The organism is Paenibacillus sp. CFBP13512, from assembly GCF_005233705.1.
Taxonomy (GTDB): Bacteria; Bacillota; Bacilli; order Paenibacillales; family Paenibacillaceae; genus Saccharibacillus; species Saccharibacillus nuruki.
The window spans coordinates 30,440-52,248 of the sequence record NZ_QGAD01000012.1 but is presented as its reverse complement, the minus strand read 5'-3'; the positions used below and the strand labels follow the sequence as shown (position 1 = coordinate 52,248).

Sequence of the window (21,809 nt, the reverse complement as noted above, 5' to 3'; positions counted from 1 at the left end):
CCTATCCATATAGACAGAACCGTTCTCTAGAAAGGAAAGAAGCGATGAACATCAAAAAGTGGGAAGTTACAGCAACAGCGCTATTATTAAGTACGGTTATTTTAGCAGGTTGTTCCAGTAGTGAAGCTGTTCAAGATATGAATGTCACGGTCAAAGTCAGTCAGGCGCAAAAAGGCATGATCGGACAAGGCGAAATTTATACAGGCACAGTAACACCATCAGCTACAGTTAATATTATGCCCAAAATATCCGGTAAAGTGTCAGTCATCTCGGTTGATATTGGGACAGAAGTGAAAAAAGGTCAGGTTCTTTTCAAGTTAGAAGACGATGATCTACGCAATAATCTGAAGATCGCTCAATCGAATGTAGAAGCGGCGGCGGCAGGTGTTACAACTGCTAAAGATTCGCGTGAATCCGGTATGGTCTCTGCCAATTCAGGTGTAGTGAGTTCAAAAGGCGGTGTGATTTCTTCCAAAAGCGCAATCGATCAAGCGACTGGAGGGATGAACCAAGCACAAGCAGGGGTAAATCAAGCGCAGACTGCACTCAAACAAGCGCAAACGGCTATTTCTACAGCTACGAATACCATTAGACAAACACAAGAAAATGTAACCAATGCACAAAAAACAGCATCACGTACACAATCGTTATTTAACAGTGGTCTAGCTACACAAGCTGAATTGGAGCAGGTTAATGCAGCGGTAATTACAGCGCAAACGGCGTATCAAAATGCTCTAAATACTAAAGCGAATGCAGAAGAACAATTAGTGGGCGCTCAAAATGTGCTAGGTACAGCGCAAAAAGGATTATCCACTGCTCAAAGTGCCTATCAGAATGCTACAAGCAGTTATGAAAATGCCAATAGCGGTTACAGCAACGCTCAACGCCAGCTAGATGTTGCTCAAAGTACAGCAGGCATATCAGCTAGTGAGCAAAAAGTAGCTCAAGCTCGCTTGAATGTCAATATCGCTCAAGATAATCTTAAAAATGCTGTTGTCACTTCGCCAATTAATGGCATTATTACAACTAAAAATGCCGAAACAGGTGAAATGGTTGCTCCTTCCGCACCTTCACTTGTGATCGCAAATCTCAGTACGGTGAATATGCTGATCTATGTACCAGCAGATCAGATCAATAATATCCAAGCAGGCGATCGTGTACAGGTACGAGTCAATTCATCGAACATTTTAACGACAGGTAAAGTGAAAAATATTAACTCTATCGATAGCAGTGGAAATGGTTATCCGGTTCAAGTGGCTGTATCTAATGCAGACAATAAACTCAAACCGGGCATGCTTGCAGATGTCAGCATTATCGGAAAAAATGCCAAAGAAGGTATAATTGTGCCGACCAAAGCGATTCAAAAAGACGGAAAAACCTCTTATGTCTATGTGGCTGTCAATAACAAAGCGATTCGTAAAGAAGTAAAAGTAGGTAGTGAAATGGGCTCGCAGACATTGATTACCAGCGGATTGAAAGATGGCGATAAAGTCATTCAGAACAATATAGCATTACTTAGTGATCAGAGTACGGTTACGGTAAGTGCAGATTAAACAATTCAGCATACTACATTAATTTATACTAAAAAACCGCTCTATGATTTTGTAGAGCGTTTTTTTTTCGTGTAAATTTTGTTGTGTAAGTATATGAAGTGCATTCGAGGGAGTGGCTTGTATTTCATTCTCTTTTCTAATAAGTGTACATTAGAGATATGATATGAAGGAGTCGATGTCTACATTTAAGATAATCCATATGTCAACGACTCCACTTAAACACCAAGGATGGTGAATAGATATGGTGAATGTTAATGATCTACGTGTCGTACGCACACAAAGTTGGTTGCGAGAAGCATTGATCAAGCTGATCGAACAAGTAGGATTCGATGCGATAACAGTGCAAAGTCTGACACGAGAAGCAGGAATTAATCGGGCTACCTTTTACCAGCATTATCGAGATAAATACGATCTATTGGATCAAAGTATGACGGATATGCTCACTTCACTCCAAACTGAAGTGAAATTAAAAGAAATGAAAAAAGTAAACTTAGATATTCATTCGTTAGAAGCTTTATTTTTACGTGTGCTTACGATTATTTCTCAGCATCGGCCTTATTTTAAAGTGATGCTTGGTGATAAAGGGTTACCTTCTTTTCAATCTCAGCTTATCCAGCTTATCAAAGCCAATCTCAATGAAGTGATCGGACAACATTTCTCCTCTGATCCTCAGCAACAGATCACTCAAGATATCGCGATTACGTATGTGGCGACAGCCAATGTAGGATTGATTACACAATGGTTAACAGGTGTGATGCCCTATTCAGCAGCATTTATGGCTACACAAATGGCTTATTTGTTTGTAGAAGGTCCTTTGCAAACGTTACAAAAAACTTCGATCTGATCATCTTCCAAACAGCAGTCACTCCTTTAGATGGAGTGGCTTTTTTTGTGTTGTTTATCGTCAGTATAGCCCGTATTGTGCGTTATCCGAGAGATAGCCATCACTATATAAAATAGTGTAGGTTAAGCAACGATTCTGGCTTTATTGTTTGTTGAATATGAACGCCAGATTGTTACAATTTAAGCAACAACATGTTGTTTATCTTTACGAGATCTATATCCAATATCAAAGAAAGCAGGTCATAAAATGGACAATTCCAATACTAAAAGTCTGTTGATCGTTATCTCAATATCGATTACGTTGTCAGTTCTATTACTGATTCATGTGGGATGGGCCATAGGGGCAGAATATACATTGGTGACTGTACTTGCTCTAATTGGGTGGTTAACCTATTCGCATCGTGCTGTACCTCATATCGATTCGCTATTACCTATCTATATCATCTGTATTGTCTTGTTGATTGCACTGAATACTTTCCGTTATACATCTAAATATGCAAGCTTTATAGCTATACATTATTCCGCTGGATTTGCTCAAGATTTTGTAATGAGTCATACGACTTGGTTTGTCTGGATGGTGGGCTTACCGATTGTTATTTTGTTATTGGGTGGTTACTTTTTAAGCAAAGGGTATCGTGTAGGTGCATTTTTTGCCTGGTGGGGATATGGTTATGTCGCTGTCGAATCTATTATTCAACTCATCGTAGAATTAGGACATTATTCGTTATATGCACATTATTATCTCGGCGGAGTCTGGGTAGCGATGTTGTTATTTTATCTAGGCGGTACGGGAATACTTAAGCTTATTCGACCACAAGATCAAGTGATACCGCATAAACCGATACAACCGTTAAGTCGACGTAAAAAAAATCTATGGACGATCTTAATCGTAACTTGTATTGCGATCTATGGAATGACTTTTTATGCGCAAACCGGTAGCTTATTACCTGTCGGTATAATTATCGGCTCTATGATGGGTGGATTGATCTGTTGGCGCAAAACAACTGCGAATTTACCGGCTGATCCGTATACATTAGTACCGCTGTATTTATTGTTACAAGCGCTTTTTTATATTCATGTGGGAGAAGAAGTATTGACTCATTTTAATCAAGGAATAGCTTCAATTACTGGACAGACATGGTCTGATCAGGATTTCGATTATTTGATTACTTTTATTGGGCCTTTCTTCTGGGTATTAGGGGCTTACAGTCTGTGGAAAAGACAAGCGTTTGGTAATTTTATTTTGTGGTTTATGATTGTCGGTATGATTCTGGGAGAACCTACCCATTTGCTTGTATTTCCTATCGTAAGGATGGTACAAGAAGGTGTAGGGTATGAATATTTTTCAGGCATGTATACAGCTCTATTTCCAATGATCCCTGCGATTCTAAGTCTGATTGTGATTGTAAAAGATCATCGCAAGCAAAAAGAGATGATTGTACATGATTAGGATGTTTATATGTGTCCTTATATTAGGATGGTTGCCAGCAGGGGTTGTAGAAGCTCATGGATTTGGTGGTAGTGGTTTTTTGCATCCTTTAACAGGAGTGGATCATCTGGTCGCTATGTTAGCTGTTGGTGTATGGAGTGCGCAGATTGGAGGGCGAGCAATCTATATCGTGCCTTCTTGCTTTGTATTGATGATGATGCTAGGTGGAGTGGTTGGATTAGAAGGATGGTTATGGACACATCTGGAAGTCTATATCGCTTGTTCGGTATGTTTGCTAGGTTTAGCGATCGTCTGGAATCGTCAACAATCGGTATGGATTGCCAGTGGTGGAGTCGCTCTTTTTGGATTTGCACACGGTTATGCGCATGGTCTTGAAATTCCTCAATTGCTGAGTCCAGCAGTCTACATTATAGGATTCCTAATCACAACGATTGGCTTGCATGTGATCGGAGCTGTCGGAGGTTTGCTTATTTTGGAAGAACCTAAAGGGGCTATTCGATTAAGGTTGATAGGTGTAGTGATTTTAGTCATAGGGTTAAAACTGATTTTGTTTTGAAAAATAGACCCTATTTGAGATAACAGATAGTATGGTAACAATCATTTCCATTGACAACGTATAGTAGCTACTATAAAATTCAATCTAATTGATAATAATTATCAATTGAGTAATGAGAATATAGTTACTGTTGAACCGATTGAACATACATAGAGATACATATGTCAATCGTTCCACAGAGAGAGAAATCAATAGATAAAGGGGTTACGTATGAAAAAGTGGATAGGGATCACATTAGGAATCTGTATGATATGGGTGTTAAGTGCTTGCGGGTCAACACCAGCAGTCACTGAAACAACAAGCACGACGGAAACTACAGAGAACAAAAAGATAGCGTCAATTTCTATTTTTCTAACAGGGGATCTGATGGCATTAGGCATCAAACCTGCGGCAACGACCACAAGCGATTATTTGCCGATTACAGGTGAACAATATCAAGGCATACAGTATTTAGGTTTTACCAAAGAACCGGATATGGAAGCATTAATTGGATTACAACCGGACGAGATTTTTATCGATGCTGAATTTGCAGATAAGCTTGGACTGGATAAATTAGAGCAGATTGCTACTACCCATGTCATTAATTTAGATGAAGGAAGATGGCAAGATCATTTACGTGCTATCGCCCAAATCGTAGATCGCACAGACAATGCAGAGTCATTTATTACAGCGTATGATGCTAAAGCAAAAGAAGTATCTGCATTATTTAAAAAAGAAATTGGCAATGGCAAAGTGTTAGCGATGCGAGTATCTGCTAAAGGGTTCCGTATCTATGGTATGGATCGTCCGCTTGGCCCTATTTTGTTCGAAGATTTGAAATTAAATCCTTCCCCAAATGTCACAAAAATCGATAAAAACTGGGAAAATATCTCCAAAGAAATCCTGCCTGATTTGGATGCAGACGCTATTTTTGTATTAGTATCTTCTGTAGACGAAGGCAGCGATCAAGTATTTGAAAAGCTACAAACAGATCCGATCTGGCTAGGACTCAAAGCTGTGAAAAATCAAAAAGTATATATGATCACAGAGCAACCGTGGCTAGATTATTCCGCTTCAGGTAATTTGCAGGCATTAGAACAATTAGAGAAGCTGCTAAGTGAAAAATAATTTATCTTTTACCTGAATAACAGATTTACAATAAGTAGACATCAAATCATCAGTCATGTAAGAGCAGCCATACAAGTAATACATTACTTATACACAGAAAAGCCTTCGTTGTAAGCATGAAGGCTTTTTTTGTATTTAACATGATGAGTGCAAATCGCTATTTCAAATAATGACTCGAAATCGCTACGCTACCTCGTGTATCTACAGATCTACACAATAACTACCTTTATTACACAAAGCAGATGAAAAAACAGAGTTACCGTATAACAATTCCGAAAATCCATTCAAAAGAATATTAACTTCATGTAGTATATAGAAAATTACTTTTTATTCCTTATTATACTAATAAATCATAATCACTAAACATCATCTCCGAAAAGTAATGTCCTGTCGTTCAGTATTTTGTAAGCGTTATCAAAATAACTTCAACTCAAATGATGGAGGGATAATGATTATGTACAAAGTTGAATTACAAGCAAGACATTGGGGATGGCGTCAGTGGTTGACGTTAGTTGTTGTCATCGTATTAGTAGGAGTATCGAGTGTATTTCCTGCTTCCACAGGACATGCCGCGGCGATCGGTGTAACAGATAATGGATCAACGATTGTTGTAAATACAGGTGCAGGGCTAGTCTATACGGTGAACAAAGACAATGGAGATATCACATCTAGCAAAATGAATGGAATCGAACTCAGTAGTTCAGCAGGCAAAGGTTCTCATATCAGTTCAGGTCTGGGATCAGGGGCAGATGTGACATGGAGTACATCTCCTTCAGGTTCTACAGTAACGATCATTACCAAGACGAGCACATTAACTCATTATTATGTGTCCCGTAGTGGCGAAAATATTATCTATATGGCGACGTACATAACAGCAGAGCCTTCAGTCGGCGAACTGCGTTATATTTTCAGAGGCAATGGAAATGTACTGACCGGTGTTCCAGCCCATTCAAATATCCGCAATAATACAGGGGCGATTGAAAGTCAGGATGTATTTGGATTATCCAACGGTCAGACGGTATCCAAATATTATGGCAACGATCAAGCCAAAGACTTGAGTGTGCGTGGAGTGACCGGTAACGGTGTAGGTGTCTTTATGGCGTATGGAAATCAGGAAAAAAGTTCAGGCGGACCTTTTTTCCGGGATATTCAATTTCAGAGCGGTGGAGATACTGAAGTCTACAACTATATGAACTCCGGTCATGAGCAGACCGAAGATTGGCGGCTTGGTCTGCATGGTCCGTATGCGCTGATCTTTACTACAGGCTCAACGCCAAGTGTACCGGACTTTAGCTGGATGTCTGGACTGGGATTAACGGGTTGGGTATCCAGTCGTGGAGCGGTTGTCTTAAATGGACTATCGGGTATGGTGAGCGGTTCAACGTATACGATCAGATTTGCAAATGATAATGCTCAATACTGGACAACCGCATCGTCGAGTGGAGCGGCAGTTCGCCGTGATATGATCCCCGGAACGTATACGATGACCGTCTACAAAGGAGAGTTAGGCGTGTATAAAGAAAGTGTCAATGTCACCGCAGGTAACACAACAACGATCAATACAAGAACAATTTCAGGTGATCCTGCAAGTAAACCAGCATTATGGCGTATAGGCACATGGGATGGCACACCACTAGAGTTTCTGAATGGACAGACGATTGCTGTTCGTCATCCATCGGATAGCCGTAATGCAAGTTGGGGCCCTGTGACGTATGCGGTCGGTGGTGCAACCAACAAATTCCCTGCCATTCAATTCAGAGGGCAAAATTCACCGACTAAAATTACATTTACGCTGACAGCGGCTCAAGCATCTTTACCACATGTGCTGAATATTGGAATCACTGCCGCATATAATAATGGTCGCCCTAGTGTGACTGTGAACAACACAATATTAAGTAATCCCGCAGCATCGACACAACCGAATTCACGTAGCTTTACGATTGGAACATATCGTGGCAACAACACCACATTTTCATGGACGATTCCTGCTTCTGCTCTAGTGGCAGGCACGAATACGATCTCAATCACTCCGATTAGCGGTTCCAGTGATCTTGGAAATTGGCTTAGTGCAGGGTGGGTGTATGATGTGGTAGAGTTGCTTAATTGAGTCGTTGAATTAAGATATAGAAAGAGATGTATGAACGATCAAAAAGAGGCTTTAAGTTCGCAGTGGAACTTGAAGCCTCTTTTTGATGATATACAATATTAGATAGAATTTCGTTATTATATGTATTTCAAAGTGTTATCTTATTTAATGTAATCCCTCGGGTGTTGAGCTAAGCTGTCCGTATGCTATCCCATTCATATTGCTACCATTCGATCTGTATTGGATAGTGTATTTTCCTGAATCCAGTCCTTTCAGATAAGCGGTATTACTGTTCCAAGTAAACACTTTATTTGGCTTTACTTGATCTGTAAAAACTTCTTTTCCATTTTCATTATTTACAAGATTAAAAGTAATCAAGACTTTACTTTTGTTGATGATTTTCAATTGAAAATAGTTGTGTTCAGCATCGATCAAAAAATTAGATGTAGGATTTTTTCCTACAAGTACAGTTTCAAACGAAAGTGGAATAGAGGGTTGATGATCTTTCATTTCTTGATTAACTACTTTTTTATCAGTAACCGATTTATTATTTGCATTTGATAATTGATGTATACTACCTTGTGGACTACAAGCAGATATACAAAATAGTAGTATTAGTAATAGGAAAATTAACTTACTAAATTTCATATCATATACCTTCTTTTTTCGATAAAAATAGTTGTTTGTTTCTTAAGATTATGTATTATAACTATTTTCTCCTTTCTAAAACGGTATTGATAAAATACAGGTAAATATCTCATACTAATCGTTACACATATATTTCATCGTAACATATATTTTGCTTCATACTAGTTAGAAAAAAGCATTTTTTAGAATAAACTTAATAATACTCGAAGGAGGAATGAAGATGAGCAATCTATTTTATATCGTGAGACATGCCATAAAGGAGAAATCAATTGGGGATGTGGATATTACTTCGCAAGGAATAAAAGAAGCTGAAATGACTGCACATTATTTTAAAGAGTTGAATATAGATCAAATTTTCTCAAGCCCTCTTCAAAGAGCAAAACATATAGCTCGTATTATTAGTCATTTTAATCATATACCCATTATAGAAAATTCTTGTTTGCGTGAGCGTGCGAACTGGGGTGATATACCCGATCAAACGTTTGATGAGTTTGTTGATCTGTGGGATAAATGTACTCAAGAAAGAGACTATGTGCCACCTCAAGGAGATTCAGCTAGGATGGCAGGTGATCGATTAGCTTTCTATTTATCTGATATATCTTTACAATATCCAGAAAGTCGTAGTGTTATTGTAACGCACGGAGGTTTGATTACTGATTTTTTAATAAATGTTATTATTGAAAGTGAATTACAGAAAGTTCATCCCGATTTTATTAATGTACAAACAAGTCTTGTGAAAGAATGTTCGATTACAATCGTATCTTTTCAACAGGGTCAATTTAAATTAATCGATTTTGCTAATACATCACATCTGTAATATTTGTTTATATCGAGAGGAGATTTTCAGATGATTCAAGGAATTTTTGAAACGCATATTAATGTCAGTGACTACAAAAAATCAGCAGAATTTTACGAGCAACTACTACATATTATTCCACTACACCATGATCCTTTTCGCAAATCGAAGTTCTATTGGGTAGGGAAGCCCGGGGAATCGATGCTTGGGATTCGGGAAAATTATCCATCATCACTTATCCAACGTCAGCATTTTGCTTTTCGCATTGCGTTAGAAGATATGCCTCAAGCACGTAGCTATTTGGAAGGGTTAGGGATTGCGACGACGAACTTTTTTGGAGAAAGCGCAGAGCAGTTATCTGTCTTTCCGTTTATGCCAGCAGTATCTATTTATTTCCAAGATCCAGATGGTCATTCGGTGGAGTTGTTAGCGATGTTGGAGGATCAGCCGAGAGCAGATTTGGAAATTATGTCGTGGGAAGAATGGGAGACGCTTCATGGCAGATCGAAGACACAAGATTGATCTGGCAAGCCAAGCATCTGAATATAGATTCATTTTTTATGATTGATGTGCAGTTGTTATGCGGTGCTGGCTTGGAAGCGACTCAGTTATATTTGTTAGAGATCGACGATGAAGAAGCAATTGCAGAGAGGTAGCCTATTTAGAAAAATGTGAAGCGACAGGAGATTTTGAAGCGTTTAGTAAGGAAGTATGGATAAAGCAAGCGGAACTGTGTTATGTATAAAGTTCTTCATGTATGGATAGATAAGGAGGCCCTAGAAGCGGATGAAGTGTGAATTTCTTCAATAACATAATGGACGGCTTGTATAATTTTTTCAGATTCATAGTAGGGATCAATAAAGATATCAGCTGGAAATTGAATATCTACTATGCAATCTGGAGACAGAATCAATTCTTGTAATTGGATTTCAAATCGTAATGAATCTTCAAACGTATCCCCATCTCTATCCCGATAACAACACATCGCCTCAACATCTTCAATTTCGATAATTAGCGTAGCATTCACTGTAAATTGCATCGTTGAACTCTCCTTTGATATTAAAGTGCTGATAGTCCCTATATTATAAAAGATACCATTATAATTTTAAATGATTAAAAAAAGAATTTAAACGAGGAGATTTGCTGATGCAAATACTATTTTCTATAAATGAAATACAAGAATTGAAAGATTGCCAAGAATTGTTTGAAGATATGAAGGTTGACGATGTAGAAGTAACTTGCTTTCAAATCATAGATGATCTAATACATAAAAAGGATATCTATCCACCAGAATACAACGCATATGCTTCTGAGCAATTTGAATTAGCTGTTGAACTATTGAAAAAAATAGAGTGGTTTGATAGCTCCAGACTAGAGCAGATGTTGCCTAAAGTGAAGCAATTGCTGGTATCTACAAATTCCTCTTAAGGAGATTACATATATGAACTTTACAGCTATTTTTAATCGTGAACATATGGATACAGAAGATTTAATTAAGGTGATAAACCATATATTTGAAACTGATAAAAATAAGCAGTGGTATTGGTACATAGATAATGAGAATATGAGTCTTTTAGAAAATTACTATTTTTTTGGATATATAAAGTTGATTGGATCTCATGGTCAGGAATTGATCATAGGTAAATATCTTTTGGAGTATGATCATTTAATAAGTTGGAAGTTATTTTTGCTTGATGAAAAGATAACCAAACAATTAAGAGAGTTCTGTTCTAGATTGAGAAACATATCTCCATATGCTATTTACCTGCCCAGTGAATATGACTTTGTTAACGATGTATTTGAGGCGCAAAAGTGGAAAGATGTTTTAAAAAAATTACATAAAGATTTTGGCGATCCTGTTTCTGCTATTCCATCTATGTTTGCTCAAAAAGACGATCATTGGCACAGTGATGGATATTTTATTGACGAACTCTAGCATAACATCGTTAAGTATGTTGCTGATCACTGGTGTTATCGAGGACATGTGCTGTTGGTGCTTGAAGGAGAGTTAGGTACCTTATTAGAAGATGGACGAACATTTAAATTAATAGCAGGTATGAGCTATACGGTAGCTGACGAAGCAGAACCGCATCGTTCTTCTACTGTAACCGGAGCCAAACTGTTTATAGTCGATTAAACAATTTAATAATCTCACATTATTTTTGATCTTCTTCCAAAACGGGTATGATAATACATAGCACCTCAAAAATAAATGAACCACAAGGAGAGCAGATCCATGACGAATCTTGTAAATAATGCGATTTTGAAAGCAAAAGCAGGGCATGAAGAGCAATTGAAAGCAGAGTTGGTCAAAATGTTGGAGCCTTCTCGTAATGAAAGTGGTTGTATTCAATATACATTGCATGAATCGATTGAACCCGGGGTGTTTGTATTTTATGAAATCTGGGAAGATGAAGCGGCGCTTGAATTTCATATGAATACGCCTCATTTCAAATCGTATCGGGAAAATATTGCGTCTCTGGTCGATTCTCGTGAAGCGTTCCGTTTGCACAAAGTAGAACAATAAAAGCAACAACACGAAAGTGATTTCTATTTATAGAGATCACTTTTTAGTTTGTCGATATCACCTAAAGCTTATAGCAGAGAATGGGTGTCTAAGCGCTACATTTGATTATACCCCTGCAACTTCTTTATGATGAGAAGAAGTACCCTATGAATAGGAGTGAAACATAATGGATAAACAACAACAACTAGCAATGGTGAAGAAAGTAAGAGAAGCATCGACCAATAATGTCAATGGATCTACATTACAACCGAGCTATACCCCGCAGGTGAAGCAGGAGTCGCGAATGATTCCTACTTCTTATGAAGATGCACCTGTAACCGTGCATATCCCTGATCGTGAGCTGGCTGATCCATTACCTGTTTTCGTTAATTTTCATGGTGGTGGATTTGTGATGGGGAATCCTAAAATGGATAATCCGTGGTGTAGTGTGATTGCGGATCGGGCAGAATGTATCGTGGTGAATGTCGAGTATTTGTTAGCGCCCGAATATCCGTTTCCTGTGCCTGTCTACCAATCGTATGAAGTGGTGAAATGGATAGCCGAACATGCTACAGAGCTGAATATCGATGCAACTCGTATTGCGGTCGGCGGGCATAGTGCCGGTGGTAATCTAGCGGCAGCGATCTGTCTGTTGAACAAAGAACGTGGGAATGAGCTGAATATTGTGTATCAGGTAATTGATTATGCACCACTTGATCTCGATACCGATCCAGCGAAAAAACCACAATTTCCAGAAGCGATCCCAAATGATATCTCTCGTATCTTTAATGCTTGTTATTTGGAACATCCAGAAGACGCCCGTAATCCGTTAGCTTCGCCTGTATTTGCACCTTCTCTAACAGGGCTTCCGTCCGCATTGGTCATCACCGCAGAACGCGATTCATTGGCAGCAGAGACGGTAGGTTATGCCAAGCAGTTAGAAGCAGCAGGTGTTACCGTCACCGCCAAGCAATATGCAGGAGCGGCGCATGGATTTACCCATAATGGTGATCTGGCTGTAGCCGAAGATGCCTGGCACCTCATGAGTGACAAGTTAAAAGAAGCATTTACAGCTAAACAATAATTTTTAGATGGTGTGACATCAAAAGAGACGACTCCTGATTAAGCTGAGGAACGTCTCTTTTTGCTGACTGGCAATCAAAGGGCGATTGATTTATAATATTTAAATGAAACATAGTTTTATTAGATGAAACTATAGGAGCGTGATAACAATGAATAGCAAAGAAAGATTTTCAGATCGAGTCCATGCGTATGTGAAATACCGTCCTAGTTATCCGGTAGTGGCTATCGATTATCTTTATGATGTGATTGGTATGAAGCGAGAAAATACAATTGCTGATATTGGAGCAGGTACAGGTATTTTTGCAGAGTTGTTATTAGAACGTGGTAACCCTGTGATCGGCGTAGAGCCCAATACAGAAATGCGCGAAGTCGCTGTAGCTACATTAGTAGAAGAACCTAACTTTGAAGTCAGTGAAGGATCGGCAGAAGCCACAGGGTTACCGGATCATTCAGTAGATTACATTACGTGCGCGCAGGCTTTTCACTGGTTTGATCAGCAAGCGACCCGGTCAGAATTTAAACGTATTCTCAAGCCAGAAGGTAAAGTCATTTTGATCTGGAATTCTAGATTGACGACAGGGACTTCATTTTTGGAACAGTATGAGCAATTATTGCATGATTATGGGACCGATTATACGAAGGTCAATCATAAAAATATTTCAGCAGAGAAATTAGAACCTTTTTTCAAAAAAGATACGATGGAGCTCGCAAAGTTTGGCAATCGTCAAGTGTTTGATTGGGAAGGATTACGTGGTCGGTTAGAATCTTCTTCGTATGTTCCTAGCTCTGATAATCCCCGGTATAACGATATGATCGAGCAATTAAAGCGTATTTTTGATCACAATCAGCACGAAGGTGTTGTCTTTTTTGATTATGAGACTGAGGTGTTCTGGGGAGAAGTCTAACCCGTTCTTTTGCGATATAGATAAAAAAGCCCCCATCGTTAAAATGGAGGCTTTTTGCTGATGTATTTTATTACAGAATAGCTAGATTACATAAAGTCCATCACATAACGAACCACATGGAAAAAGACAGGCGCTGTATAGGTTAAGCTGTCGATTCGGCTGAGATAACTTTGCTTTTCGTTGTCTACTTTTGGATCATCACCGATTAACAAATCACGCTTAAGGACAGAAACGGTTAGACTTCCAAAAAATCCACTCAAACTAATCAGCATCCCCGTAACCAGACCAAAGTTAGCACCAAGCGGTGTAAGTACAGGAGCTACAAAGTAAGAAGTAATCGCTGTGACGATAAAAGCACAAGCAAAGCCTTCCCATGTTAAGCTGGCATTGGATGTAGGTACAATTTTGCGTTTACCGATATACATTGAAGCGACATAATGCACAACATCATTAAGTTGTGTAAGTAACACGAGGAATAAAACTAATCTTCCTCCATATTGTGGTGTGGCAAATGGAAAATAAGCCAGATGACTAAGTCCGAATACCATTAGCATCAATCCCCATTGGGTTGAACTGACGCTTCGTAGAAATCCGCCTGTACCTTTATTAATCAAGCGTGGAAGTGGAAGCAATAAAAAGACATAAATCGGAATAAACACAATAAACATGCCATACCAACCAATATAAATCCAGTAAAATTGAATAGGAATTGCTAAGTATGCCCATAAAAATAAGCGCCGATCTGCTTTGCGTGAGCGAATCATCGAAAAGTATTCTTTCAGTGCAAAAAACGTAAGAACCATCAGTGAGAGAAGCGATACAATAGGATTAAATAACGTAGCCAGACAGAATATAAAGAACATTCCCCACCACGTTTTGATCCGTAATCCGATCACGCTATAATCTTGATTTTTTTGAATTTTGCTTACGATGATGTAAATAAAATGGATGACTAATAGAGCAGCAAAAATAAGAATTAACGTTATTAGCGAACTATTCATGAATCAGCACCAACTTACCTTGAATTAGGATTCCATAAAAGGGATCATATGCTATTATGAAGGAATAAAGGTAACTTGATAAGGGGAAATTTTGTGATGGCAGCAGAGCAATCGGTTTTTATTTTATTGACCAATACTGGAACGTTATTTACAAAGGTGATCCAGACGTATACCAAAGCACCGTATAACCATGCTTCGATTTCGTTTGACCGTGAATTATCGGAGTTGTATAGCTTTGGACGGAAGCATCCTAGTAATCCACTGAATGGTGGTTTTGTGAAAGAAGATATTAAGACAGGTACATACAGCAAATACCCGAATACCACTTGTGTGATCTATGAACTTCGTGTGACCGAGCGTGAAGTCGAGAAAATGCAGCGTGTATTGCAATTATTTATTCGTAAGCATCAGAAGTATTTATATAATATTCTAGGTGTGATCAGCATTACGCTCAAAGAACCTGTTGAATTCAGTAATTCGTATTTTTGCTCTCAATTTGTCGCAGAAATCTTGCAACGATCCGGTATCAAAATTTGGAATCAGCTTCCCGCTCTGGTCACCCCGGATGATTTTCGCCAAAGTGAACGATTGCAGTTGATCTATGAAGGAAAGTTAAGTGAATATGAAGCGACACCCAAAGAAAACCTCTAGTTCTCATACAGTCTGTATACCCACAAATAAGAATAGATAAAAGTAAGAATCCGCAGTTTAGACTTGTACATCACAGGTTTAGAATGTGGATTTTTTGTTGCGATGAATGTGAAAAATAGAAGCTGTAGGCTTTTTCGATGTGCTTATAATGGAGTTTACTATTGAATTACTATATCGTGGCGTGATATAGTGACTGTATTAGACTATATCGAGGTGCGATATAGTTGTGGTGAAAAGGTGGAGGAAATGATGAACGAAATAACACGTAGTTATCTCCCGATGACGGAGACTGCCTTTTATATTCTGCTGACTTTGCAAAAAGTTCATTATGGTTATGGGATTATGCAAGATGTCGAGAAATTAACGAACGGTCGAATTAAACTTGGCGCAGGCACTATTTATGGCAGTCTATCTCGTATGGAAAAGGATCAATTGATTGAAGTCGTCGGTGAGGAAAATCGCCGTAAGTCATATACAGCTACAAAGCTAGGCAGAGAGCTACTTCAGCAGGAAATCGCTCGGATCAGTGAGCTGTATCATAATGCTATCCAAATGGAGGGAAACAATAATGAATAACAAAAAAGTATTCCGTTGGTGGTGGAGCTGGGAATCAGAGAAGATTGAGAAGTGGATCGAGGCGCAGGAAGGGCAAGGCTGGCATTTAGTGAAAGTGAAAAGCAACTTAATGAGATTCCAGTTTGTCAAAGGTTCCCCGCGTACGATGCGTTATGTATTCGATTATCAGAATAATGTAGATATAGATTATAAGCAGCTCTATGAAGATGCAGGTTGGGAACAGATGTATGCGAAGGATAACTGGTATTTATGGCGCAAATCGTATCCAGCAGATCAACCTGAACTACGTCCCGAAATTTATTCAGATGTGGATTCAATCATCCAACGGAACAATCGAATTAAGAAAACATTAATTACAGTAGGACTGGTACTCATTCCGATCCTCATCATGAATATGGTGGTACAACCAATGTGGCAAATTCGTACTTCTATTCTAGTCGTGTATCTGCTGATTTTTATACTATTTTTGTATGGGGTGAATCGTCTTGCTACACAGAATCGTAGACTGCAAGGAAAGTCGAAGTCTCTAAAGAATTAGTATTCAACATCAAATGAGATAGCAACCAGTTTATGAATAAATATGTAAAAAAATATAAAAAATCTGTTTAAAGCTCAAAGAGGAGGTTAAATATAGGCTAACAACAAAATACATTAATCGAAGGAGATACAACACCATGATGAAAAAATTTCAGATGACTTTTCTCTCGTTATTAATTGTATTAACAGTTGGAGCGACACCAACGTTCGCTTCAAGTACGGGAACGACTGGTGGTAGTACAGGAACAGATGCTACAGGAACAACAGGTACCGATTCAACAGGCATGACGGGAACAGACGATACAGGAACAACAGGGACCGATTCGACTGGTGTGACAGGAACAGACGCTACAGGAACAACAGGAACGGATTCGACCGGAGTCACAGGAACAAACGCTACAGGTACGACAGGAACAGACGCTACAGGTACGACGGGAACAGATTCAACAGGTGTGACAGGAACAGACACCACAGGAACAACGGGTAGTACCACTGGTGTGACAGGTACTTCAGGAACGACAGCCACTGATGCACCGATGACAACAGATATGGACGACGATGACAACGATATGGATTGGGGATGGCTAGGATTGCTAGGTCTGCTTGGATTATTAGGACTTAGAGGACGCCGTCATGACCCGCGTGATACCAATCGCCCTCTTTAACAGAGCCATGAATAGATTGATCAAATAAATCATATTCTCTACACAAAATCACCGATGACATCGTATACGTCATCGGTGATTTTTATTTGTAGAGGTATATGTTGTAACATGTATTGGATCGTCTTAAGACCATGTTGACATTAAGCTTCTTCTGGGACAACGACACGAATATGACCCGGGATAATACGTAGATCAACAGGTAAAGAAGGCCCTTCCTCACCATCGACATTCGTTTTTACAGGTTCGGTTGAACTGACTCTTACATGTTTAGCCGTAAAATAGATAACATCTTTATGACCTTTCAGATTACCAAGCAATAAAGATAATCCGGCGGTTAACGTATTGAACATATTGAGATTGGTCATAATAAAGCAATGCAATAATCCATCATCTACTTCAGCATCAGGAACCATACTTTCAAAACCACCGACAGAATTCGTGAGTGCGGCTAGAAAAAGAGGAGCTTCTCCTTCCCACACTTCACCATCATATTCGATTTTTAAAGGAGATGCCGAATTGCTCATTAACTCTTTCATACCATCTCTAAAATAAGCAAAAGCACCTAATTTGGATTTATCTTCAGAAGGGACAGACGATAAAGCTTCTGCCAATGAACCCGCAGCAATTACATTTGCAAATAATTGATCATTCAATTGACCCATATCTACCGTTTTAACATTGGAAGAGCGTAGTGTCTCAATCGCTTGATCAGGATTAAGTGGAATCTGAAGAGCACGTGCAAAATCATTCACCGTTCCCAGTGGAATCACAGCAAGCTTCGGACGGTGTTCTTGATCCATAAGTCCATTGATGGTCTCATGCAGTGTACCATCTCCGCCGATCGACACGACTAGATCATGGCATTCTTTGCAAGCGTCTGTGCAGAATTGAGTCGCATCTAATTCTTTGGCAGTCTCATTTACTGTGACATGATATCCTTGCTCACTAAGAATATCCTCTGCCTTTTTGACATATTCTAAGGCTTGTTCTTTACCCGAAGATGGATTAATAATGATCGTTGCCTTCATGAGATGGATTCTCCTCTACAATTTATATAAGTGCATTTAAGCAATTTTGCAAAAATAAAAAATAATTCGACATCAATTACCATTACCCAAAATAGTAGGGATGATACAGCATTATGACCTTTTCACCTCAAATTTTGAAAAATAATAGCTATCGTTTATAGAGCGATATCATTTGTTTGCTTATCTGAGAAATGGTATCGTAAAGGAGATTTAGGGTTATTACTGTATAGATAGGCTACTTTGTCACGGAGGTGTATTTATGAAAGCGCTATTTATTGGAGGCACAGGTATTATCAGTTCAGCGATTACCCAGCAATTATTAACTACCGATTGTGAATTGTATTTGCTGAATCGGGGGAACCGTAATCAAGATTTGCCTGACAATGCCCATATTTTGCAAGCAGATATTAATGATGAGCAACAAGTCGCAGAACTGATTGCTGATCTAGAATTTGATGTTGTGGCTGATTTTATTGCGTTTGAACCTACTCAATTAGAACGGGATTATCGTCTATTTGCAGGCAAAACGAAGCAGTTTATTTTTATCAGTTCAGCCTCTGCTTATCAGTCTCCTCCTGCGGATTATCGTATTAATGAAGGCACTCCTTTGTCCAATCCATACTGGGAATATTCTCGTAATAAAATAGCTTGTGAAGATTATCTAATGAAAATGTATCGTGAACAGCAATTCCCGATCACGATTGTGCGTCCAAGTCATACGTATGATGAACGCTCGATTCCAATGGGTGTGCACGGTAGCGAAGGAAGCTGGCAAGTCGCTAAGCGAATGCTCGAAAATAAACCGGTCATTATTCATGGAGATGGTACGTCGCTCTGGACGATGACGCATAATACCGATTTTGCCAAAGGATTTATCGGATTGATGGGAAATATACAGGCAATTGGGGAAGCGGTGCAGATCACATCGGATGAATCGTTAACCTGGAATCAGATTTATCATGCAGTTGCCGATGCACTAGGTGTGAAGCTTAATGCGGTGTATGTGTCTTCTACATTCTTGGATGCTTGCAGTACTGAAGATTATCGTGGAAGCCTACTTGGAGATAAAGCCAATTCTGTGGTTTTTGACAATAGTAAGCTCAAACGCTTAGTGCCAGATTTTGTAGCTACAACTCGTTTCGATCAAGGGGTGAAGCAAGTCGTCGATCACATTCTAAGTCACCCTGAATTGCAAAAAGAAGATCCTGAATTTGATATATGGTGTAATAAAGTGATTACAGCTTTGGATCAGGCTGTCCAATCGGTTCGTTCTTAACATTTTACTTCATTAAAGGGAAAGCATATCTACTGCTTTCTCTTTTTTTGTTATATCGTTATTTGGTATATTACATTATTTCCTTATGTTTATAGCGAAAATCCAGAGATAAGTTGTTACACTTACAAATGTAAGCGCTTATATAAAATTTTGGTAATTTTTGTGATGAGAACATACGTCTACTATCTATGGAGTCAAAAGGAGGAAATAAGATGTCAAAATCAAGCCTATGGAAAGTGATTGGAACGGTCGCATTAACAGGGGTATTGTGTACATCGACTTTTGCAGAGTACAGTTATGCCAGTCTAACCAGCGGGAGTAAATTTCTAGGTAATATTATTGCAGGAAATGTACCGGCAAGTTACGGCAATTATTGGAATCAAGTCACTCCTGAAAATTCGACGAAATGGGGAGCTGTCGAAGGTAATCGGAATGCGATGAACTGGGGACAAGCGGATATGGCTTACAATTATGCACAAAGCAAAGGGTATCCTTTTAAATTTCATACATTAGTCTGGGGAAGTCAGGAACCTGCATGGGTGAGTGGTCTGTCTGCCGCAGATCAGAAAGCGGAAGTGACTCAGTGGATTCAGTTAGCAGGTCAAAAGTATTCAAAATCTGCTTTTGTTGATGTAGTCAACGAACCCTTTCATGCCAAGCCATCTTATAGTAATGCAATCGGTGGAAGTGGATCGACAGGCTGGGACTGGATTGTATGGTCTTTCCAACAAGCAAGGCAACAATTTCCTAATTCCAAATTGTTAATTAATGAATATGGAGTCATTAGCGATCCTAATCTAGCCGATCAATATGTGAAAATTATTAATATTCTCAAAAGCCGCGGGTTAATCGACGGTATTGGTATTCAATGTCACCATTTTAATATGAATAATGTTTCGACCAGTACTATGACGACAGTACTGAATAAATTAGGGTCTACAGGGTTACCGATTTACGTATCTGAACTGGATATGACTGGTGACGACGCAACCCAACTGGCTCGTTATAAAGAAAAATTCCCTGTACTTTGGAACCATCCTTCGGTTAAAGGAGTTACCTTATGGGGATACATTGAAGGACAGACATGGGAGCCTAACACCCATTTATTGAATGCGAATGGCACAGAGCGTCCTGCACTGAAATGGTTAAAACAATTTTTCGGTAAAGGGATTACAGATGGACAATCCATTATGCTCGAAAAAGATAATCTAGAGACAGCTGAAGTGCCTTCTCAATAAAGAAGGGATCTGTTTTTAACGGAAATGTATATTCCTATCTAATACGTATATATCCAATTATTAAAGAGTGTCAAAACCTTCTCTATGAGAAGTCTTTGACACTCTTTTTTTTGTTGTGCCAAAGACTTAAAAAAAACACAACTTCAAGATACATTAAACTAGGGTCATCCGAGTGGATATAGAAAGGTTTGATATTTATTAAACGAGCTGGAGTGTGATCACGATGAAAAAAATGCTTCCTAACCTGTTTACGCTGGGCAATTTGCTATCAGGTTTTGCCGCTATCCTTTTAATATCTCAAGAACAATTTGAAATATCAGTACTGCTTATCGTAGTAGGCTTAGTCTGTGATTTCCTTGATGGGTACTGTGCAAGAATACTTCATGCAACATCCGAATTCGGAAAAGAGTTGGATTCATTAGCAGATCTGATCACGTTTGGCGTTGCTCCTGCTATTTTTGCATATGTCGTATCCCTACATGAGATACATGTCGTTGGTGCAGTCTGCTGTTTATTTTATGTATGTTGCAGTGCTCTCAGACTAGCACGCTTTAATGTAAGGCAAAGTCATATGACTGTTTTTGTAGGCATGCCGACACCCGTAGCTGCTGTACTGTCTATACTTCTCACTATTTATGTATATCCTTTAGTTGCTATGGTTGGAATAGTATTGATCGGCATACTGATGGTCAGTCCATTTTATTTTCCGAGTCTCAAAAAAGTAAAGCCTGAAGCGATGGAGGACTGTTAATGTCTACAATGCTTCAATTTTTATCAGATTATGGATATCTGGCGATATACGGTCTGTTAACCTTAGGAATCGTTGGGCTACCAGTGCCTGATGAATTGCTAATGACTACCGTTGGTTATTTAACTACGATTGGAACGATGAAGTTCCCTTATGCTCTTTTCTTTAGTTTTGCAGGAGCGATGAGCGGGATGATGATCAGTTATTGGATTGGAAAAAAAGCAGGTCGTCCTTTTCTTAATCGCTATGGGAAGTGGGTCGGTTTGAAACCACATCGAATTGCGAAAGCTGAGCAATGGATGAATAAATATGGCCCTTTATCTATTATGTTTGGTTATTTTATTCCAGGGTTTAGACATGTGACTTGTTATTTGTGTGGAATTACCAAAATGCCACTACGTAAGTATAGTCTATTCGCTTCTCTAGGAGCTTTATTTTGGTGCTTGATTTTTATTCTAATAGGTAGAGTATTAGGATATGCAAACAATGGATAAAGTGCGCTACACATTTCAAATAGCTTGATACTTATTTTATGTCTTTTGAAGAAAGGAAGTAC

At 38.9% G+C, this 21,809-nt stretch carries 27 protein-coding genes; 23 read left to right on the top strand and 4 right to left on the bottom strand.

Going from position 1 to position 21,809, the window contains the following annotated elements:
* The first annotated feature begins 44 nt into the window (after nt 1-44).
* From PaeCFBP13512_RS16750 to PaeCFBP13512_RS16725, 6 genes are all read left to right on the top strand, one after another.
* Entirely contained in the window at nt 45-1,553 is a 1,509-nt protein-coding gene (locus PaeCFBP13512_RS16750) for an efflux RND transporter periplasmic adaptor subunit (RefSeq protein WP_137224735.1), read from the top strand.
* 241 nt (nt 1,554-1,794) lie between these two features.
* The gene (locus PaeCFBP13512_RS16745) at nt 1,795-2,397 is read left to right on the top strand and encodes a TetR/AcrR family transcriptional regulator (RefSeq protein ID WP_137224733.1); all 603 of its coding nucleotides are present in this window, start codon (nt 1,795-1,797) and stop codon (nt 2,395-2,397) included.
* A 246-nt stretch (nt 2,398-2,643) separates the two neighbouring features.
* On the top strand, nt 2,644-3,846 hold the full coding sequence (locus tag PaeCFBP13512_RS16740; protein WP_137224731.1) for a hypothetical protein: 1,203 nt from the start codon (nt 2,644-2,646) through the stop codon (nt 3,844-3,846).
* A gap of 1 nt (nt 3,847) precedes the next feature.
* Nucleotides 3,848-4,402: a HupE/UreJ family protein gene (locus tag PaeCFBP13512_RS16735; RefSeq protein ID WP_161594293.1), complete on the top strand. Its 555-nt coding sequence runs from the start codon at nt 3,848-3,850 to the stop codon at nt 4,400-4,402.
* 210 nt (nt 4,403-4,612) lie between these two features.
* Nucleotides 4,613-5,509, top strand: coding sequence for an ABC transporter substrate-binding protein (locus tag PaeCFBP13512_RS16730; RefSeq protein WP_137224728.1), 897 nt, complete (start codon nt 4,613-4,615; stop codon nt 5,507-5,509).
* Nucleotides 5,510-5,963: 454 nt separating this feature from the next.
* On the top strand, nt 5,964-7,616 hold the full coding sequence (locus PaeCFBP13512_RS16725; protein ID WP_137224726.1) for a rhamnogalacturonan lyase B N-terminal domain-containing protein: 1,653 nt from the start codon (nt 5,964-5,966) through the stop codon (nt 7,614-7,616).
* 144 nt (nt 7,617-7,760) lie between these two features.
* Here PaeCFBP13512_RS16725 and PaeCFBP13512_RS16720 read toward each other — a convergent pair whose 3' ends face one another.
* A complete protein-coding gene (locus tag PaeCFBP13512_RS16720) occupies nt 7,761-8,243 on the bottom strand; it encodes a hypothetical protein (RefSeq protein ID WP_137224724.1) in 483 nt (160 codons plus the stop codon).
* Between the two features lie 220 nt (nt 8,244-8,463).
* Here PaeCFBP13512_RS16720 and PaeCFBP13512_RS16715 point away from each other — a divergent pair, with 220 nt between their 5' ends.
* The 3 genes from PaeCFBP13512_RS16715 to PaeCFBP13512_RS16705 are packed head-to-tail and all read left to right on the top strand — an operon-like array spanning nt 8,464 to nt 9,695.
* Nucleotides 8,464-9,060, top strand: a complete 597-nt coding sequence (locus PaeCFBP13512_RS16715) for a histidine phosphatase family protein (RefSeq protein ID WP_137224722.1) — start codon at nt 8,464-8,466, stop codon at nt 9,058-9,060.
* A 30-nt stretch (nt 9,061-9,090) separates the two neighbouring features.
* Nucleotides 9,091-9,561, top strand: a complete 471-nt coding sequence (locus tag PaeCFBP13512_RS16710) for a VOC family protein (protein ID WP_137224721.1) — start codon at nt 9,091-9,093, stop codon at nt 9,559-9,561.
* The gene (locus tag PaeCFBP13512_RS16705) at nt 9,522-9,695 is read left to right on the top strand and encodes a hypothetical protein (protein WP_161594292.1); all 174 of its coding nucleotides are present in this window, start codon (nt 9,522-9,524) and stop codon (nt 9,693-9,695) included. The genes PaeCFBP13512_RS16710 and PaeCFBP13512_RS16705 overlap by 40 nt, the downstream gene beginning before the upstream one ends.
* 95 nt (nt 9,696-9,790) lie before the next feature.
* On the opposite strand, the gene PaeCFBP13512_RS16700 is transcribed toward PaeCFBP13512_RS16705, so the two are convergent.
* Nucleotides 9,791-10,078, bottom strand: coding sequence for a hypothetical protein (locus PaeCFBP13512_RS16700; RefSeq protein ID WP_137224717.1), 288 nt, complete (start codon nt 10,076-10,078; stop codon nt 9,791-9,793).
* Between the two features lie 107 nt (nt 10,079-10,185).
* On the opposite strand from PaeCFBP13512_RS16700, the gene PaeCFBP13512_RS16695 reads away from it, so the two are divergent.
* From PaeCFBP13512_RS16695 to PaeCFBP13512_RS16670, 6 genes are all read left to right on the top strand, one after another.
* Complete coding sequence (locus PaeCFBP13512_RS16695; protein ID WP_137224715.1) at nt 10,186-10,467, top strand: hypothetical protein; 282 nt, start codon at nt 10,186-10,188, stop codon at nt 10,465-10,467.
* A gap of 13 nt (nt 10,468-10,480) precedes the next feature.
* A complete protein-coding gene (locus PaeCFBP13512_RS16690) occupies nt 10,481-10,975 on the top strand; it encodes a hypothetical protein (protein ID WP_137224713.1) in 495 nt (164 codons plus the stop codon).
* A gap of 6 nt (nt 10,976-10,981) precedes the next feature.
* Nucleotides 10,982-11,176: a DHCW motif cupin fold protein gene (locus tag PaeCFBP13512_RS16685; RefSeq protein ID WP_193555962.1), complete on the top strand. Its 195-nt coding sequence runs from the start codon at nt 10,982-10,984 to the stop codon at nt 11,174-11,176.
* A 99-nt stretch (nt 11,177-11,275) separates the two neighbouring features.
* On the top strand, nt 11,276-11,566 hold the full coding sequence (locus PaeCFBP13512_RS16680; protein ID WP_069326470.1) for a putative quinol monooxygenase: 291 nt from the start codon (nt 11,276-11,278) through the stop codon (nt 11,564-11,566).
* Between the two features lie 166 nt (nt 11,567-11,732).
* Nucleotides 11,733-12,629: an alpha/beta hydrolase gene (locus PaeCFBP13512_RS16675; protein ID WP_137224711.1), complete on the top strand. Its 897-nt coding sequence runs from the start codon at nt 11,733-11,735 to the stop codon at nt 12,627-12,629.
* Between the two features lie 148 nt (nt 12,630-12,777).
* Nucleotides 12,778-13,533, top strand: coding sequence for a class I SAM-dependent methyltransferase (locus PaeCFBP13512_RS16670; RefSeq protein WP_137224709.1), 756 nt, complete (start codon nt 12,778-12,780; stop codon nt 13,531-13,533).
* 86 nt (nt 13,534-13,619) lie between these two features.
* Here PaeCFBP13512_RS16670 and PaeCFBP13512_RS16665 read toward each other — a convergent pair whose 3' ends face one another.
* Nucleotides 13,620-14,534 carry a phosphatidate cytidylyltransferase gene (locus PaeCFBP13512_RS16665; protein ID WP_069326473.1) on the bottom strand — a complete coding sequence of 305 codons (915 nt, stop codon included), beginning with the start codon at nt 14,532-14,534 and terminating at the stop codon, nt 13,620-13,622.
* Between the two features lie 96 nt (nt 14,535-14,630).
* Between PaeCFBP13512_RS16665 and PaeCFBP13512_RS16660 the strand changes: the two genes are divergently transcribed.
* The 4 genes from PaeCFBP13512_RS16660 to PaeCFBP13512_RS23505 all read left to right on the top strand — a co-directional run bounded on the left by PaeCFBP13512_RS16660 (nt 14,631) and on the right by PaeCFBP13512_RS23505 (nt 16,963).
* Entirely contained in the window at nt 14,631-15,185 is a 555-nt protein-coding gene (locus PaeCFBP13512_RS16660; RefSeq protein WP_137224707.1) for a hypothetical protein, read from the top strand.
* 249 nt (nt 15,186-15,434) lie between these two features.
* Nucleotides 15,435-15,761: a PadR family transcriptional regulator gene (locus tag PaeCFBP13512_RS16655; RefSeq protein WP_069326475.1), complete on the top strand. Its 327-nt coding sequence runs from the start codon at nt 15,435-15,437 to the stop codon at nt 15,759-15,761.
* Nucleotides 15,754-16,299, top strand: coding sequence for a DUF2812 domain-containing protein (locus PaeCFBP13512_RS16650; protein WP_161594291.1), 546 nt, complete (start codon nt 15,754-15,756; stop codon nt 16,297-16,299). Before PaeCFBP13512_RS16655 ends, PaeCFBP13512_RS16650 begins: the two co-directional genes overlap by 8 nt.
* A 136-nt stretch (nt 16,300-16,435) precedes the next feature.
* Nucleotides 16,436-16,963: a WGxxGxxG-CTERM domain-containing protein gene (locus PaeCFBP13512_RS23505; protein ID WP_137224701.1), complete on the top strand. Its 528-nt coding sequence runs from the start codon at nt 16,436-16,438 to the stop codon at nt 16,961-16,963.
* A gap of 140 nt (nt 16,964-17,103) precedes the next feature.
* Here the strand turns inward: PaeCFBP13512_RS23505 and PaeCFBP13512_RS16640 are convergent, their stop codons facing one another.
* Complete coding sequence (locus PaeCFBP13512_RS16640; RefSeq protein ID WP_069326477.1) at nt 17,104-17,991, bottom strand: diacylglycerol/lipid kinase family protein; 888 nt, start codon at nt 17,989-17,991, stop codon at nt 17,104-17,106.
* A gap of 259 nt (nt 17,992-18,250) precedes the next feature.
* Here PaeCFBP13512_RS16640 and PaeCFBP13512_RS16635 point away from each other — a divergent pair, with 259 nt between their 5' ends.
* The 4 genes from PaeCFBP13512_RS16635 (at nt 18,251) to PaeCFBP13512_RS16620 (ending at nt 21,747) form a co-directional block, all read left to right on the top strand.
* Nucleotides 18,251-19,267 carry an SDR family oxidoreductase gene (locus PaeCFBP13512_RS16635; protein WP_137224699.1) on the top strand — a complete coding sequence of 339 codons (1,017 nt, stop codon included), beginning with the start codon at nt 18,251-18,253 and terminating at the stop codon, nt 19,265-19,267.
* A 212-nt stretch (nt 19,268-19,479) separates the two neighbouring features.
* Entirely contained in the window at nt 19,480-20,505 is a 1,026-nt protein-coding gene (locus PaeCFBP13512_RS16630; protein ID WP_083243357.1) for an endo-1,4-beta-xylanase, read from the top strand.
* A gap of 223 nt (nt 20,506-20,728) precedes the next feature.
* On the top strand, nt 20,729-21,256 hold the full coding sequence (gene pssA, locus PaeCFBP13512_RS16625) for a CDP-diacylglycerol--serine O-phosphatidyltransferase (protein WP_137224697.1): 528 nt from the start codon (nt 20,729-20,731) through the stop codon (nt 21,254-21,256).
* Nucleotides 21,256-21,747 carry a DedA family protein gene (locus tag PaeCFBP13512_RS16620; RefSeq protein WP_137224695.1) on the top strand — a complete coding sequence of 164 codons (492 nt, stop codon included), beginning with the start codon at nt 21,256-21,258 and terminating at the stop codon, nt 21,745-21,747. The genes pssA and PaeCFBP13512_RS16620 overlap by 1 nt, the downstream gene beginning before the upstream one ends.
* Nucleotides 21,748-21,809 lie beyond the last annotated feature (62 nt).

Excerpts from the sequence above, each read along its gene's own strand:
- PaeCFBP13512_RS16750 (WP_137224735.1), top strand. The coding sequence starts at position 45 with ATGAACATCAAAAAGTGGGAAGTTACAGCAACAGCGCTATTATTAAGT.
- PaeCFBP13512_RS16745 (WP_137224733.1), top strand. The coding sequence starts at position 1,795 with ATGGTGAATGTTAATGATCTACGTGTCGTACGCACACAAAGTTGGTTG.
- PaeCFBP13512_RS16740 (WP_137224731.1), top strand. The coding sequence starts at position 2,644 with ATGGACAATTCCAATACTAAAAGTCTGTTGATCGTTATCTCAATATCG.
- PaeCFBP13512_RS16735 (WP_161594293.1), top strand. The coding sequence starts at position 3,848 with ATGTTTATATGTGTCCTTATATTAGGATGGTTGCCAGCAGGGGTTGTA.
- PaeCFBP13512_RS16730 (WP_137224728.1), top strand. The coding sequence starts at position 4,613 with ATGAAAAAGTGGATAGGGATCACATTAGGAATCTGTATGATATGGGTG.
- PaeCFBP13512_RS16725 (WP_137224726.1), top strand. The coding sequence starts at position 5,964 with ATGTACAAAGTTGAATTACAAGCAAGACATTGGGGATGGCGTCAGTGG.
- PaeCFBP13512_RS16720 (WP_137224724.1), bottom strand. The coding sequence starts at position 8,243 with ATGAAATTTAGTAAGTTAATTTTCCTATTACTAATACTACTATTTTGT.
- PaeCFBP13512_RS16715 (WP_137224722.1), top strand. The coding sequence starts at position 8,464 with ATGAGCAATCTATTTTATATCGTGAGACATGCCATAAAGGAGAAATCA.
- PaeCFBP13512_RS16710 (WP_137224721.1), top strand. The coding sequence starts at position 9,091 with ATGATTCAAGGAATTTTTGAAACGCATATTAATGTCAGTGACTACAAA.
- PaeCFBP13512_RS16705 (WP_161594292.1), top strand. The coding sequence starts at position 9,522 with ATGGGAGACGCTTCATGGCAGATCGAAGACACAAGATTGATCTGGCAA.
- PaeCFBP13512_RS16700 (WP_137224717.1), bottom strand. The coding sequence starts at position 10,078 with ATGCAATTTACAGTGAATGCTACGCTAATTATCGAAATTGAAGATGTT.
- PaeCFBP13512_RS16695 (WP_137224715.1), top strand. The coding sequence starts at position 10,186 with ATGCAAATACTATTTTCTATAAATGAAATACAAGAATTGAAAGATTGC.
- PaeCFBP13512_RS16690 (WP_137224713.1), top strand. The coding sequence starts at position 10,481 with ATGAACTTTACAGCTATTTTTAATCGTGAACATATGGATACAGAAGAT.
- PaeCFBP13512_RS16680 (WP_069326470.1), top strand. The coding sequence starts at position 11,276 with ATGACGAATCTTGTAAATAATGCGATTTTGAAAGCAAAAGCAGGGCAT.
- PaeCFBP13512_RS16675 (WP_137224711.1), top strand. The coding sequence starts at position 11,733 with ATGGATAAACAACAACAACTAGCAATGGTGAAGAAAGTAAGAGAAGCA.
- PaeCFBP13512_RS16670 (WP_137224709.1), top strand. The coding sequence starts at position 12,778 with ATGAATAGCAAAGAAAGATTTTCAGATCGAGTCCATGCGTATGTGAAA.
- PaeCFBP13512_RS16665 (WP_069326473.1), bottom strand. The coding sequence starts at position 14,534 with ATGAATAGTTCGCTAATAACGTTAATTCTTATTTTTGCTGCTCTATTA.
- PaeCFBP13512_RS16660 (WP_137224707.1), top strand. The coding sequence starts at position 14,631 with ATGGCAGCAGAGCAATCGGTTTTTATTTTATTGACCAATACTGGAACG.
- PaeCFBP13512_RS16655 (WP_069326475.1), top strand. The coding sequence starts at position 15,435 with ATGAACGAAATAACACGTAGTTATCTCCCGATGACGGAGACTGCCTTT.
- PaeCFBP13512_RS16650 (WP_161594291.1), top strand. The coding sequence starts at position 15,754 with ATGAATAACAAAAAAGTATTCCGTTGGTGGTGGAGCTGGGAATCAGAG.
- PaeCFBP13512_RS23505 (WP_137224701.1), top strand. The coding sequence starts at position 16,436 with ATGATGAAAAAATTTCAGATGACTTTTCTCTCGTTATTAATTGTATTA.
- PaeCFBP13512_RS16640 (WP_069326477.1), bottom strand. The coding sequence starts at position 17,991 with ATGAAGGCAACGATCATTATTAATCCATCTTCGGGTAAAGAACAAGCC.
- PaeCFBP13512_RS16635 (WP_137224699.1), top strand. The coding sequence starts at position 18,251 with ATGAAAGCGCTATTTATTGGAGGCACAGGTATTATCAGTTCAGCGATT.
- PaeCFBP13512_RS16630 (WP_083243357.1), top strand. The coding sequence starts at position 19,480 with ATGTCAAAATCAAGCCTATGGAAAGTGATTGGAACGGTCGCATTAACA.
- pssA (WP_137224697.1), top strand. The coding sequence starts at position 20,729 with ATGAAAAAAATGCTTCCTAACCTGTTTACGCTGGGCAATTTGCTATCA.
- PaeCFBP13512_RS16620 (WP_137224695.1), top strand. The coding sequence starts at position 21,256 with ATGTCTACAATGCTTCAATTTTTATCAGATTATGGATATCTGGCGATA.